Origin of the sequence: Streptococcus parasanguinis, from assembly GCF_023109675.1 — a bacterium.
Taxonomy (GTDB): Bacteria; Bacillota; Bacilli; order Lactobacillales; family Streptococcaceae; genus Streptococcus; species Streptococcus parasanguinis_I.
Genome location: NZ_JALDUR010000012.1, coordinates 32,800 through 46,945, shown reverse-complemented (window position 1 = coordinate 46,945; position 14,146 = coordinate 32,800). Strand labels below are relative to the sequence as shown.

16 protein-coding genes are annotated in these 14,146 nt (G+C 38.7%); 3 read left to right on the top strand and 13 right to left on the bottom strand.

The annotated features are described in order from the left end of the window. Positions 1-24 precede the first annotated feature (24 nt). The 7 genes from rplI to apf form a co-directional block, all read right to left on the bottom strand. Complete coding sequence (rplI, locus tag M1G14_RS08585) at positions 25-477, bottom strand: 50S ribosomal protein L9 (protein ID WP_024056479.1); 453 nt, start codon at positions 475-477, stop codon at positions 25-27. Next, positions 474-2,450 (bottom strand): DHH family phosphoesterase, encoded by a 1,977-nt coding sequence (locus tag M1G14_RS08580; RefSeq protein ID WP_024056478.1) that lies wholly within the window; start codon positions 2,448-2,450, stop codon positions 474-476. The genes rplI and M1G14_RS08580 overlap by 4 nt, the downstream gene beginning before the upstream one ends. 197 nt (positions 2,451-2,647) lie before the next feature. Next, positions 2,648-4,558, bottom strand: coding sequence for a tRNA uridine-5-carboxymethylaminomethyl(34) synthesis enzyme MnmG (gene mnmG / locus M1G14_RS08575; RefSeq protein WP_024056477.1), 1,911 nt, complete (start codon positions 4,556-4,558; stop codon positions 2,648-2,650). Between the two features lie 10 nt (positions 4,559-4,568). Beyond that, the gene (locus M1G14_RS08570; RefSeq protein WP_024056476.1) at positions 4,569-5,024 is read right to left on the bottom strand and encodes an NUDIX hydrolase; all 456 of its coding nucleotides are present in this window, start codon (positions 5,022-5,024) and stop codon (positions 4,569-4,571) included. 146 nt (positions 5,025-5,170) lie between these two features. Further along, positions 5,171-5,593, bottom strand: a complete 423-nt coding sequence (locus tag M1G14_RS08565) for an SseB family protein (protein ID WP_024056474.1) — start codon at positions 5,591-5,593, stop codon at positions 5,171-5,173. A gap of 21 nt (positions 5,594-5,614) precedes the next feature. Then, the gene (mnmA, locus tag M1G14_RS08560; protein WP_024056473.1) at positions 5,615-6,736 is read right to left on the bottom strand and encodes a tRNA 2-thiouridine(34) synthase MnmA; all 1,122 of its coding nucleotides are present in this window, start codon (positions 6,734-6,736) and stop codon (positions 5,615-5,617) included. A gap of 204 nt (positions 6,737-6,940) precedes the next feature. Next, on the bottom strand, positions 6,941-7,483 hold the full coding sequence (gene apf / locus M1G14_RS08555) for an aggregation-promoting factor (RefSeq protein ID WP_003009194.1): 543 nt from the start codon (positions 7,481-7,483) through the stop codon (positions 6,941-6,943). Between the two features lie 228 nt (positions 7,484-7,711). Here apf and sdaAB point away from each other — a divergent pair, with 228 nt between their 5' ends. Genes sdaAB through M1G14_RS08540 form a run of 3 tightly spaced genes read left to right on the top strand, consistent with a single transcriptional unit; the run spans position 7,712 to position 9,896 of the window. Continuing rightward, complete coding sequence (sdaAB, locus tag M1G14_RS08550) at positions 7,712-8,383, top strand: L-serine ammonia-lyase, iron-sulfur-dependent subunit beta (protein ID WP_003002135.1); 672 nt, start codon at positions 7,712-7,714, stop codon at positions 8,381-8,383. Between the two features lie 9 nt (positions 8,384-8,392). Further along, a complete protein-coding gene (sdaAA, locus tag M1G14_RS08545) occupies positions 8,393-9,265 on the top strand; it encodes an L-serine ammonia-lyase, iron-sulfur-dependent, subunit alpha (RefSeq protein ID WP_003002222.1) in 873 nt (290 codons plus the stop codon). Between the two features lies 1 nt (position 9,266). Beyond that, the gene (locus M1G14_RS08540) at positions 9,267-9,896 is read left to right on the top strand and encodes an HAD hydrolase-like protein (RefSeq protein WP_049522615.1); all 630 of its coding nucleotides are present in this window, start codon (positions 9,267-9,269) and stop codon (positions 9,894-9,896) included. A 25-nt stretch (positions 9,897-9,921) separates the two neighbouring features. On the opposite strand, the gene M1G14_RS08535 is transcribed toward M1G14_RS08540, so the two are convergent. The 6 genes from M1G14_RS08535 to M1G14_RS08510 form a co-directional block, all read right to left on the bottom strand. After that, positions 9,922-10,566: a LysM peptidoglycan-binding domain-containing protein gene (locus tag M1G14_RS08535; RefSeq protein WP_021154150.1), complete on the bottom strand. Its 645-nt coding sequence runs from the start codon at positions 10,564-10,566 to the stop codon at positions 9,922-9,924. A gap of 157 nt (positions 10,567-10,723) precedes the next feature. Further along, a complete protein-coding gene (locus M1G14_RS08530; RefSeq protein WP_024054768.1) occupies positions 10,724-11,521 on the bottom strand; it encodes an energy-coupling factor transporter transmembrane component T family protein in 798 nt (265 codons plus the stop codon). After that, positions 11,514-12,356: an energy-coupling factor transporter ATPase gene (locus tag M1G14_RS08525; RefSeq protein ID WP_021154152.1), complete on the bottom strand. Its 843-nt coding sequence runs from the start codon at positions 12,354-12,356 to the stop codon at positions 11,514-11,516. The genes M1G14_RS08530 and M1G14_RS08525 overlap by 8 nt, the downstream gene beginning before the upstream one ends. Further along, the gene (locus M1G14_RS08520) at positions 12,341-13,165 is read right to left on the bottom strand and encodes an energy-coupling factor ABC transporter ATP-binding protein (protein ID WP_021154153.1); all 825 of its coding nucleotides are present in this window, start codon (positions 13,163-13,165) and stop codon (positions 12,341-12,343) included. Before M1G14_RS08520 ends, M1G14_RS08525 begins: the two co-directional genes overlap by 16 nt. Continuing rightward, positions 13,166-13,705: a CDP-diacylglycerol--glycerol-3-phosphate 3-phosphatidyltransferase gene (gene pgsA / locus M1G14_RS08515; RefSeq protein ID WP_003009208.1), complete on the bottom strand. Its 540-nt coding sequence runs from the start codon at positions 13,703-13,705 to the stop codon at positions 13,166-13,168. It abuts the gene before it with no gap. A 31-nt stretch (positions 13,706-13,736) separates the two neighbouring features. After that, positions 13,737-14,144, bottom strand: coding sequence for a helix-turn-helix domain-containing protein (locus M1G14_RS08510; protein WP_023919990.1), 408 nt, complete (start codon positions 14,142-14,144; stop codon positions 13,737-13,739). Positions 14,145-14,146: the final 2 nt, after the last annotated feature.

Below are 14,146 nucleotides of genomic sequence, written 5' to 3'. Positions count from 1 at the left end.
AAAAAACCTTTCTATCGATCGTGTTTACCCTTCATTTACACGAATATTAATCACACCTGTAACATCTTGATAAATTTTTACAGGGATGTCAATCAAACCTGTTGAACGAATTGGAGAGGAAACTTGGATATGACGTTTATCAATTTTAATGCCAAATTGTTTCTCAAGCTCTTCTGCAATCTTTTTATTAGTAATAGAGCCGAAAGTACGGCCATCTGGCCCAATTTTTTCAGTGAATTGAACAACAGTTGCTTCTTCTTCTAATTTTGCTTTAATCTTTTGCGCTTCCGCTAACAATTCAGCATGCGCTTTTTCTTCTGACTTTTGTTTTCCACGAAGCTCACCGATTGCTTGGGCATTGGCTTCTTTCGCAAGATTTTTTTTGATCAAAAAGTTTTGTGCATAACCAGTAGGCACTTCTTTAATTTCGCCCTTTTTACCTTTACCTTTTACATCCGCTAAGAAAATAACTTTCATTCTACATTCTCCTTTTCAATAGTTACTTCGTTTTCAATAGTCTCAATCAGTTGTTGACGAATACTCATTAAATCTTGACCCTCAATTTGAGAAGCCGCCGAGTTGAAATGACCTCCTCCGCCAAGCTGTTCCATGATACGCTGTACATTGACTTTGCTTCGACTTCGTGCAGAAATCGAGACAGTTCCACTTTGATTACAAGCAATGACAAAGGTTGCTTCCACCTCAGACATGGCTAGCATACTATCAGCTGCTTTACTAATAGTTACTGAATCATAGGCTTTAGTCGTATTGGCACAAGCTACGATGATATGCGGCAAAATCTTTTCACCAGTCAAGATCAGTTCGTTCACTTCGCGGTACTCATCAAACTGAATCGCAGAGATCTCCTGGATGGTTACACTATCACTACCTCTTGAACGAAGGTAACTCGCCACATCAAAGGTCCGACTCGTAACACGTGCGGAGAAGTTCTTAGTATCCAGCATAATTCCAGCCATCAAGACACTAGCTTGAATCTTCGTTAACCGATTTTTCTTCGACTTCTGGAACTGAATAAGTTCACTAACCAATTCGCTCGCACTACTTGCTCCACTTTCAATATAGGTGATCAGAACATTTTCAGGGAAATCATCATCCCGACGATGATGGTCAATGACAATAATCTGTTGGAATTCCTGATAAAATTCTTTAGAAAGGGTCAAGGCTGTCTTAGAATGGTCAACCATAATTAACAAAGAGCGATCCGTCACCATTTGCATGGCTTCCTCTAGGGGAAGGATTTTCGTTACCTGCTCTTCTTCTAGTTTCGCAATTGCTCTTGAAATATCACTAGCCATTGCATGCGGGTCATAGACCACATAAGAGGAAGCCAAAATATTGCTAGAGAAAAACTGCATTCCCACAGACGCTCCTAAAGCGTCCATATCCAAGTTTCTATGCCCAACAATGAAAACTTGATCAACGGATTTAATCTTATCCGAAATAGCTGTCATCATAGCGCGTGTGCGAGTCCGCGTCCGCTTCACAGCAGAAGCTGTTCCACCACCAAAGAAAATAGGGTTTTTCTGTTCATCGTTTTCTTTGACTACTGCTTGATCCCCACCACGAACTTCCGCAAGGTTTAGGTTCAAGAGAGCCACTTTACCAATCTCATCATGCTCCCCGTCACCATACGAGAATCCCATACTTAAGGTAATAGGTAGCTCACGATTTTTAGCTTCTTCACGGAATTGATCGATGACAGAAAATTTTGATTCCATCAACTGTTCTAAGACCGTGTAGTCTGTAAACAAATAGAAACGATCCATCCCCACACGTCTGTAAAACATATGGTAATGAGCTGTAAACTCTTCTACAAAGTTGGCAATAAAACTATTGATATTGCTAATATCAGAGTCTGAAATGACATCTTCTAGATCATCATAGTTATCAACAGAAATAATACCGATAACGGGACGAGTTGTCACCAATCCCACAGTTGCTTCATACTCACTTGAAACATCAAAAAAGTAAACAACACTAGACGTCTGATCAAAGTAAACAGAATATTTCTTATCGGCTACAGTGACATAATGACCTTTATCCTCAAACAGAGTATTGAGTAACTTTTTCAAGGATTCAACATCAAAGTCTCCATCATCTGTTGAAAAAATCAATTCAGCATAAGGGTTGAACCACTCTACTTCATTTGATTCTTCATTAATCTTGATAACTCCAACAGGCATTTTATCAAGGAGGGATGCTAATCCGCTTTCTGCCTGATGGTTAACATATTGTATTTGTTCTAATTCATCTAACTCTGAAATTTGTAACTGGTATTCAAATAAAGCAATCAATCCAGCTAAGACTAAAAAAATTGCAATGAGAGTTACATAGCCTTTGCCAAAGATTCTTAAAAAAATTGCTAAAATTGCAAATGAAATAAAACCAATTAACACATAATGGATGAACGATAAACGAAATTTTTTCATCATAAACCTCTTCTCGGAATTATACCATAAATAGAGGTAAAAAGCGAGGTTTCTCTCTATATTACAGAGAAGATCGACCTGTAAAAGCTCTTCCTCGGCTTCACTACTTTGTAAACAAGGTTTACAACTGTGTAAATAGTAACAACAGATTTCAATCCATAAAATTGAGGCTGAAACATCATCTCAGCCCCATTTGATTAGTGGTTTGCTTTGTTTTTGGAGATACTCCGAGATTTACCTTCCAAGTAAACCATTAAAATAGAGATATCCGCTGGATTGACACCTGAGATACGACTTGCTTGACCAATCGTTTCTGGATTAATTAATTTAAATTTTTGACGCGCTTCGGTTGCAATAGAGTCAATATCATCCCAGTCAATATTCGCAGGAATTCGTTTTTCTTCCATACGCTTCATTTTTTCGACTTGGTCCATTGCTTTTGAGATATAGCCTTCGTATTTAATTTCAGTTTCAATCAATTCAATGATTTTATCATCCAGTTCTTCAGCTGCAGGACCGATAAATTCTACCACATCTTGGTAAGAGACTTCTGGTCGTCGCAAGAATTCTTTAGCAGTGACAGCATCTGTCAATGGTTTAAAGCCCATTGCAGCAATCTTTTCATTGGTTTCCTTTACAGGCTTTAACTTAATACTATCTAAACGCTTCATCTCGTTTTCAAACTGATACTTCTTGGTTTCGAAACGTTGCCAACGTTCATCATCTACCAATCCAATTGCTCGTCCCATTTCTGTCAAGCGCATATCGGCATTATCATGACGCAAAATCAGACGGTATTCTGCACGGCTTGTTAACAAACGATACGGTTCGATCGTTCCCTTTGTTACCAAATCATCGATCATGACCCCAATATAACCATCACTGCGTTTCAAAATGAGTTCTGGTTTTCCTTGGATTTTTAGAGCCGCATTGATCCCTGCAATAATTCCTTGACCAGCAGCTTCCTCATAGCCAGACGTTCCATTGGTTTGGCCAGCTGTAAAGAGACCTGAAATTTTCTTGGTTTCTAAAGTTGCGCGCAATTGATGAGGCAAAACCATATCATACTCAATCGCATAACCCGTTCGCATCATTTCTGCCTTCTCAAGCCCCTTAATAGAATGGACGAGATCCCGTTGAACATCCTCTGGTAAACTCGTTGACAGCCCTTGAACATAGACTTCTTCTGTATTTCGTCCCTCAGGTTCTAAGAATAGTTGATGACGCTCTTTGTCAGCAAAACGGACAATTTTATCCTCAATGGATGGACAATAGCGAGGACCTACTCCCTTTACAACCCCTGTAAACATAGGTGCCCGGTGTAAATTATTCTGGATAATTTCATGGCTATGCCCATTCGTATAAGTCAACCAACAAGGAACCTGATCCTTTACATAATCTTCATCACGCGATGTATAAGAAAAATGATTTGGAGCTTCATCTCCAGGTTGAATTTCCGTTTCGTCATAATTAATTGACGATGCCTTTACACGAGGTGGTGTCCCTGTTTTGAAACGTCCAATTTCTAATCCTAGTTGTTTGAGATTATCGGCCAAATTGATAGAAGCTAGACTATGATTAGGTCCTGACGAATACTTGAGATCTCCAATGATAATTTCTCCGCGCAAAGCTGTCCCAGTAGTGACAATAACAGCCTTTGCCCCATACTCTTGGTGAGTGGCAGTCCTTACACCAACAACCTTACCATTCTCCACCAAAATCTCATCAATCATAGTTTGGCGAAGAGTTAAATTTTCTTGGTTTTCAACCGTTTTCCGCATTTCTTTTGAGTAAAGTTCTTTATCTGCTTGAGCCCGAAGTGCACGAACCGCAGGACCTTTACCAGTATTGAGCATTTTCATTTGGATGTAGGTCTTGTCGATATTCTTCGCCATTTCTCCACCGAGGGCATCGACTTCACGCACGACAATCCCCTTAGCAGAACCACCAATAGAGGGATTACAAGGCATAAAAGCCAGCATTTCAATGTTAATAGTCGCAAGTAAGACCTTACAACCCATACGACTAGCAGCTAGAGAGGCTTCTACTCCCGCATGCCCCGCACCGATTACAATGATATCGTATTCTTCTATAAAGTTATTATTCATTCTATTTCTCCTATTTCTCAAGATGGATGTGTCGTAATTTTCCGTCCCAGTCTGGTAGGGCTGATTTTAAAAAAGCCGGTTTCAGGTCAACAGTATGTAATTCATCTAAAGCAATCCAACGGCAAGGTAATTGCTTTGTATCTTCCTGCATGACCAAAGGTGCATCTTCCAGCAAGTCCACAAAATAATGAAATTCAATGTTATGGTAGTGGATTCCAGCTTGTTCAAAGTGATTTTCAACCACGAAAGCTAGTGGACCTGCTTTAGATGTAACACCAAGTTCCTCTTTTACTTCCCGAACTACAGCATCTTCTGTAGTTTCATTGACTTGAATAGCACCTCCGATTGTATAACAGCCGTCCTCATCTTCTATGACGAACAAGCGATTATCTTTTACAATCAAAGCAGTCGCTCTCACACCAAAAACAGTAGAACCTATTTTCGTCCGAAAATCCTGTTGCCTCATTTTACTTCCTTTCGAAATCACACAAAAATAGTCAAAACTCTGAGAAGTGCAGGACAAAAAAGCCTACAACATCCATGAGCTTTGACCATCATTTCTATTGCTTTTATCATTGTAGCAAATTGAGAAAATTTGTCAATTTAAATATACTAAGACTGACGGATTGCTTCAAAAACTCCTTTGTCAATCTCAACTGGATCAGAGAATGCATCTAGAACAATCCCTCTCACTGGAAACTTTCCTATCCTTTCTGCAGTAAATAAACAGTCCGTAAAAGGTAATTGCAGCCAAGAAAAACGATCGTAATAATCTTTAGGAATATCCTGTTCCGTCAAGAAACAAGGATAAAAGTAGTCGTCTCCCTTTCGTAGAATATCCGGTTTTAGACGAATACCTTCTTGTTCGTCACTCCCATCCATTAAAGAAGCATTAAAGGGAACCCAAACTTTAGATTTCTTCAATTCCTTGAACAAAGCTTCAATTGACTCCGTCGTTTTTTCCCTCAAATATTGTTTCTTATAATCAGAGATAGTCTTTGTGTTCTCTATTTTTTTCTTAAAGAACTGAAACACTTTCGTTCCTCCTAGAAAATTCTAAATATACTGACAAACTTTTCCATCCCGATAAGCATTGTCAATCAAGCCACCGCCTAGACACTCTTCACCGTCGTAAAAAACAACAGCTTGTCCTGGTGTAATGGCTCGTTGAGGTTCTGCAAAAACCACTTCTGCCTTGTCACCTTTAACGTGTACAGTTACCTTAGAATCTGGTTGACGATAGCGGAACTTAGCTGTACACTCTAATGTAAACTCTTCTGGCATATCTCGTGTAAAGTGAACTTGACTAGCCTGTAAACTTGTTGACATCAATGCTTCATGGTAGAAGCCTTGACCGACATAAAGAATATTTTGACTGAGGTCTTTCCCAACTACAAACCATGGAGCATTGTCTCCACCTTGTTGGCCACCAATTCCAAGTCCACCCCGTTGACCGATTGTGTAATACATCAAACCAGCATGTTCACCCATATCTCGTCCATCGATGGTCATCATTCGACCTGGTTGGGCAGGAAGGTAGTTCCCTAGAAATTCTTTGAAATTCTTTTCTCCGATAAAGCAAATTCCAGTTGAGTCTTTCTTTTTAGCTGTTGCCAATCCAGCTTCTTCAGCTAGACGGCGAACCTCAGGCTTTTCCAAATGTCCCAATGGGAACATGGTTTTTTGAAGTTGTTCTTGTGACAGTTGGCTTAAGAAATAAGTTTGATCCTTCCCGTTGTCAACGCCACGTAACATATGGACAATGCCATCCTCATCACGCGCCACACGCGCATAGTGCCCTGTCGCTACATAATCTGCACCGAGTGTCATAGCATAATCTAAAAAGGCCTTAAATTTGATTTCCTTATTACACATGACATCCGGATTTGGTGTTCGACCAGCTCGGTATTCGGCAAGGAAATATTCAAAGACACGATCCCAGTATTCTTTCTCAAAGTTGACAGAATAGTAAGGAATGCCAATTTGGTCTGCAACCGCTGCTACATCTTTGTAATCTTCTGTAGCTGTACAGATGCCATTTTCGTCTGTGTCGTCCCAGTTTTTCATGAAGATACCGATGACATCGTAACCCTGTTGCTTTAATAATAAAGCTGTTACAGATGAATCCACACCACCACTCATACCAACAACAACACGTGTTTTCGAGTTATCACTCATAGATTTCTCCCATCTTTTCGTTTCTCACGATTGAAGGTCGTGGTTTGCTTCAACGATTGAAGGTCGTTTTGAGCAGTTACCATTTTAACACGCTTTATATTAGAAAACAAGCATCTTACTATTCTTTTTGTTGATCAGGATCGATGGGTTTACAAGTCTGTAAATTTAAAAAGAGTCCTATTCAAGAACTCTTTTTAAACGAATTTAATACCAGCCATTTGCCAACCAGAAATTTTTAGCTGCTGACCATGATCCATAACGGTTGACAACATATTGATTGGCTACTTTTTCTTGGTTTGCAGGTGATAAATCACCATTCAAATAAGTGATAGTCAATTGGTAACGGCCATAATATTGGCCATTTTGTGCTGTATAGCTACCACTTGACTCTTTTTGGGCAATCCATTCCTTAGCAGCTGCATCTTCCGCACTCAAGCCATCTGAAGCAGAGACAGTAGTTGTTGCTTGTGTAGTATCAGTTTTACTAGCAGGAGCTTGCTCCGTGGTTTTCTGCGTTGTATTTGCATCTTCAATCTCAAGAACTTGACCAACTGAGATGAGATTCACGTTACTAATCTTATTTTTCTTAGCAATCGCATCAACCGTTGTGTTCTTCTCTTTAGCAATAGCTGATAAAGTATCACCTGATTTTACAGTATAAGAATCTGCATTCGCTACAATTGGAAGGAAAAGTCCTGCAAGTAAACTAAGTCCAATAATTCGTTTCATCATTTGTTTTTTATTCATTATTATGTACTCCTTTATTGGTATACCTCTATACTACACAAGAAATATTTCATATTTATTGAAATAATGTGTCAAATATTTCAGTCAGATGTTAGAAATACTAAAAATCCAGGATAATATAAATGCTTTAAGCCCCCTTTAAGATTTCTCAGATATTTCGGGAAAAATAGAAGAAATCATCAGCCATATCTGATATAATGAAGTAAAGTGATCACAAAGGAGCAGAGCATGAACTCTTTAAAATTCCAATCAGTTTTTGATATTATTGGACCTGTGATGATCGGCCCATCCAGTAGTCACACTGCAGGTGCTGTTCGAATTGGTAAAATTGTTTCTTCTATCTTTGGAGAGGAACCAAAAGAAGTTGAGTTCCAATTATTTAATTCCTTCGCCAAAACCTATCGTGGTCATGGAACAGATTTAGCCTTAGTAGCGGGCATCTTAGGAATGGACACAGATGATCCTAGAATCCCAGATAGTCTAAAAATTGCACATGAACGAGGCATTCGGATTGTTTGGTCTATTCAAAAAGAAAGCAATGCTCCTCACCCAAATACAACGACTATTACTGTTAAAAATGATCATAAAACGATTTCTGTCACTGGAATCTCAATTGGTGGTGGGAACATACAGGTTACTGAGTTAAATGGCTTTGCCATCTCGCTAAATATGAATACTCCAACCATTATCATTGTTCACCAGGACGTCCCTGGAATGATCGCTCATGTGACAGAAGCTCTTTCTCGCTATGATATTAACATTGCACAAATGAATGTAACACGGGAAAAAGCTGGAGAAAAAGCGATTATGATTATAGAAGTTGACTCAAGAAGTTGTGAAGCAGCGATCGAAGATATCCGTAAAATTCCTCATCTTCATAATGTCAACTTTTTCAAATAAGGAGTTCATATGTTTTATTCAATTGTAGACCTCGTAGAACAAGCAAGCACACAATACGAAGGAAACGTCGCAGAGTTAATGATTGCAACTGAATTTGAACTAACCGGTCGTGAACGAGAAGAAGTCCTACGATTAATGACCCGTAATTTAGAAGTGATGATTGATTCTGTAAAGTTAGGGTTAAATGAAAACCACTCTCGTAGTGGGTTAACCGGTGGGGATGCCGCAAAATTAGATCGCTATATCAAATCAGGAAAAACGTTATCTGACTTGACCGTCCTAACCGCAGCGAAGAATGCTATTGCTGTCAACGAACACAATGCTAAGATGGGACTGGTCTGCGCAACACCCACTGCAGGATCTGCTGGCTGCCTCCCCGCAGTTCTCACTGCAGCAACTCAAAAATTAGGGTTAAACCGTCAGCAACAATTAGATTTTCTACTGACAGCTGGAGCTTTTGGTTTAGTGATCGCAAATAATGCTTCTATTTCAGGTGCAGAAGGTGGTTGTCAAGCAGAAGTTGGTTCTGCTTCAGCTATGAGTGCAGCAGCATTGACACTAGCTGCTGGGGGAACTCCTTATCAAGCGAGTCAAGCAGTCTGTTTTGTCATCAAAAACATGCTTGGGCTCATTTGTGATCCAGTAGCAGGACTCGTGGAAGTTCCATGTGTTAAACGGAACGCAATGGGAGCTAGCTATGCCTTCATTGCTGCTGATATGGCCTTAGCAGGTATTGAATCAAAAATACCTGTTGATGAAGTGATTGACGCCATGTACCAAGTTGGATCTAGTCTTCCGACTGCCTTTAGAGAAACAGCTGAAGGAGGATTGGCAGCAACACCAACCGGACGTAGATTACAAAAAGAGATATTTGGAGAATAACATGCAAGCCTTATTTTTTGATTTAGATGGAACATTAGTTGACAGTTCCAAGGGAATTACAGAGAGCTTTCAACATACATTCGATACTTTGAAGGTTCCTCAACCCGATCTCAAAACTATCCGTAGTTTTATGGGACCACCTTTGATTTCTAGTTTTGAAGCTACCCTTCCTGAAACTTTGGTAGATCAAGCAGTGATGATCTATCGCCAGTATTATCATGAAAAAGGTCAATACAAATCAACTCTGTTTCCTCAGATAGTAGAAGCTTTGAAAGCATTACAAGACGAAAACATTCCTCTTTATGTAACTACTTCAAAACATGAACCAGTTGCTTTACAGATGTGTCAAGATTTAGGTATCGATAAATACTTTAAAGGAATTTATGGATCAAATTCAGATCGTATCCACAAAGCCGATGTCATTCGATACGCCTTGTCAAGCAATGACCTTCCAAAAGAGGAGACAGTGATTATTGGAGACACAAAATTTGACCTCATTGGAGGTCAAACAGTTGGCATAAAAACCATGGCCGTCACTTGGGGATTTGGAGATCTTGAAGAGCTACTTCTTTACTCACCAGATTTTATTTGTCACTCTCCACTTGACATTCTTGAGACATTAAAAAAATAGGTTTACAAGTTGTAAACCTATTTTTTTAATAACCCCAAGCTGATAAACCTTGTGAGCTATATGCATTGTATGCAGCCTGGATTTGATCATCAACTGTTGCAGTTGAACCCCAACCTGGCATTGTTTGGAACAAACCACTGGCACCAGAAGCATTTGCTGCATTTACTTGACCATTTGATTCACGGGCAATAATTGCTTCCCAAGTAGAAGCAGGTACACCAGTCATTTCAGCCATACGAGCAGCTGCATAAGATCCTTGTTCTCCAGCAGTATTCCCATTTGATAGAACAATTCCACCATTTGTTGATTGTGCAGAAGTCACTGCAGCATTTGCTGCATAAGTTGTTTGTTTTTGAGCAGTTTGTGCAGTTGCTGTAGTTGCACTTTCAGCAGGTTTTGCTTGCTCTTGTGGAGCAACTTTATCAATCATAGATTTTGAACGCTCACCTAACTCAATAATTTGTCCTGCATAGATCAAATCTTCATTGGTCAGATTGTTAGATGCAATAATATTTTCTACTGAAGTGTTATTTTCTAGTGCAATTTTTGATAGAGTATCTCCAGACTTCACTTCGTAAGTTTCAGCATTCACTGTAGCAATACCAGAAATGAAAAGTGATGCTGCTGAAAGTAGGGAAGTGACTGTCCATTGGAACTTTTTACTGTTCATGAATTCTATTCTCCTTTCGAACATAATTCTATCATACACACAAAATGTTACAGTTTATTGTAGAATATATTACAAATGTTACAAGAATATGTGAATTTAATGTAAAAAGCGCTTTGTATAGCGCTTTTTCCTTATTTTTGAACCAATACAACTAGCTCTATCCATTTTTTAGATAAAAAACTATCAACATGAGGCACAGAATAACGAGCAATGCCAGGGTATCTTTTACTCCCCACTGCAGAGTCCGATAGCGTGTTCGTCCTTCACCGCCTTTGTACCCTCTCGCTTCCATCGCAATTGCTAATGCATCTGCGCGTTTAAAACTTGAGGCAAACAAAGGAATGAGAATCGGAATGAAGGAACGGATCCTTTTTAATAGATTTCCTTCACCAAAATCAACACCACGCGCCCTTTGCGCATTCATGATTCGATTCGTATCATCCACTAAAGTTGGAACAAAGCGCAAACTCATAGATAGCATTAACCCAATCTCATGTGCTGGAACTTTAATAATTTTTAGTGGTGTGAGGATCTTTTCAACAGCATCTGCTAAACTCAATGGTGTCGTCGTCACGGTTAAAATCGTCGAATAAAAAATGATTAAAATAAATCTACAAAATATGATGGCGGCTTGCATCAATCCTTGGTCGGTTAATTTAAAAAACCACCATTGATACAAAATAGTTCCTTGAGAGGTCGCAAATAATTGAAAAATGGTTGTAAAAGCAATGATAAAAATCATTGATTTTAAACCTTTAATATAAAAACTAACCGAAATCCTCGTTAGATACATTAAAACAAAAATAAAACCAAAGAGAAGAACATTTGTCTGGATATTATTTGCCCAAAACAGAAGAAATATGAATAAAAACATTGACAGCAACTTCCCACGAGGATCTAGTTGGTGGATAATGGAGTTTCCAGGAATATACCTTCCCAAAATCATATTATTCATGAAGTAACAGCTCCTTTAGTTCCTCAATTTTGATTGGTAGTCTGTCCAGAGGAAGTCCTCTTCGTTTCAATTGAAGAGCAAAATTCGTAATTTGTGGGACTCCTAATTGAAGTTTTTGTAAATACTCAACCTGTTGAAACACTTCCCTTGGGGATCCGTTTAGGACAAGTTTTCCCGCTTCTAAAGCAAATACAGTATCAGCAAAATTTGCTACATCATCCATCGTATGAGTTACCAGAACTAGGGTCATCCCATTTTTATGTAATGTCTCAAACAGCGCCATCAATTCCTTTCTTCCAGCAGGATCTAGACCTGCTGTTGGCTCGTCCAATACTAAAATCTCTGGTTCGATAGCTAAAATACCTGCGATCGCAACCCGTCTCATCTGTCCACCAGATAGTTCAAATGGACTTTTATCATAGATAGACTCTTCTAAACCAACGATCGCTAATTTTTCTTTGGCTATTTCCTCCGCTTTGTCCTTAGGTACCCCAAAATTCTGTGGTCCAAAGGCTACATCAGCTAGAACGGTTTCTGCAAACAGCTGACTTTCTGGAAATTGAAAAACCAAACCAACCTTTTTTCTCAGGTACTTCATTTCTTTTGGCTCAGAATGATTATCTAAAACAAAATCTTCAAATTGAATCGTTCCTTTAGTCGGACGCAGTAAACCATTTAGTAATTGCAACAAAGTAGACTTGCCACTACCAGTATGTCCGATAATGGCTGTATAAGATCCATCTTTTATTTCCAAACTAATATCAGAAAGCGCCTGCCCTTCAAAAGGACTTCCCTCTTGATAAGTATAATAGACATTCTTTAAAGAGATTCCCATAATTGGTCTAATAACTCACTTTCTGTTAGATAATCCTGTTTTAGCGGAAAATGCGAGCTGAGAGATTCTTGAACCTGCTTACTAAAAGGCTTATCTAGTCCAATCTCATTGAGGTCATTTCTTGAAAACAATTCCCGCGGCGTCATAGAAGACTCTAGTTTTCCTTTTTGAAACACGAGTGTTCGATCACTTAAGGCAATTTCGGTTAAATCATGGGTAATGGAGATAATTGTTAATTGAAATTTTTTCTGAAGTTCTCTCATTACCGCCATTAGATCCTCTCTACCTTCTGGATCTAACATACTAGTTGCTTCATCAAGGATAATAATAGTTGGTCTCAAGGCGATAATACCTGCTATAGCCACCCGTTGCTTTTGACCACCTGACAAACGAGATGGTTCGCGATCTTTAAACTCCAGCATACCAACTTGCTCAATAGCCTTCTCCACACGTTGAAACATTTCTTCCCGTGGAATTCCTTGATTTTCTAAACCAAAGGCAACATCATCTTCTACTGTCGCACCAACAAATTGGTTATCAGGATTCTGAAATACAATCCCAATTTTACTACGGATTTCCCATATGGTTTCACGAGTCAGTTGTTTTCCATCAATGTAAATCTCACCAGACTCAGCTTCCAAAAGACCATCAATCAGGCGTACAACTGTAGATTTCCCACTACCATTGTGTCCAACAATCGAAAGCCACTCTCCTTGTTTCACGTGAAACGAAACCGTGTCAATTTGATACTCTTCTACTGTTTTATCGTATCGAAAGGATACATTTTTTAGCTCAATCATCTGTTTCATTTATTTAAATGTGTCTTTAAAGAGATAGCTACTTCCCTTAAAGTAGTCGTAACCAGAATAAATTGTGAAAATCAATGCAATATAAAGCAACACTTGCCCTGGAAGAGTCCAATGGCAAAGCAAAAAGATAATGGCAAACATTTGGCTAAAGGTTTTAATTTTTCCAGGCATGGCTGCAGCAAGAACTGTACCACCTGTCTCAACAAGTAGAAGACGCAAACCAGTAACAGCTAACTCACGACAAATGATAACGGCTGCAATCCAAGCAGGAACCATTTTTAATTCAATCATCATGATAAAGGCTGACATGACCAATAATTTATCTGCCATTGGATCGGCAAATTTACCAAAATTACTCACTACATTCCATTTTCGTGCAAGAAAGCCATCTAAATAATCTGTAATACTAGCAATTGCAAAAATAACTGCCGCTACAATATGTCCTAAGTAAGAGTGACTTAAACTTAAAATGGCAATAAAAATAGGAATCATCACAACCCGAATTAATGTCAATGCATTAGGAATATTTTCTTTTTTCATACTTCCTCCAAAAAATAAACTATCTTTACATCTATTTTACAGATGCTGTAAACTCATAAAAATATACGATATAAATCACAAAACCAAGAATGACAAAACTAACTAGTAGATAATACAGGATTGGTAACCAGCTCGCTTTCTGTCTTAATTTTCTTGAATGAAGCTCTTCGTCATCTACAAGTATCTCTTCATCAAATAACAATTCTTTTCCTTCACGAAAAGCTGTCAATAGGATGGACTCATCTAATCCCAAAGCCCATGCTAATTTTTTAAGATAGATCTGAGCGTAAAAGGGACTCGGTAATAGATCAAACTCATCGTTTTCCAACGCTTCTATATAAGGAATTTCAATAGCTGTCTTATTTGACACATCCTGTAAACTTAAGTGTAAATTTACTCTTGACAGTCTTAACACTTGACCAATCGTTCTCTTCTTCATGT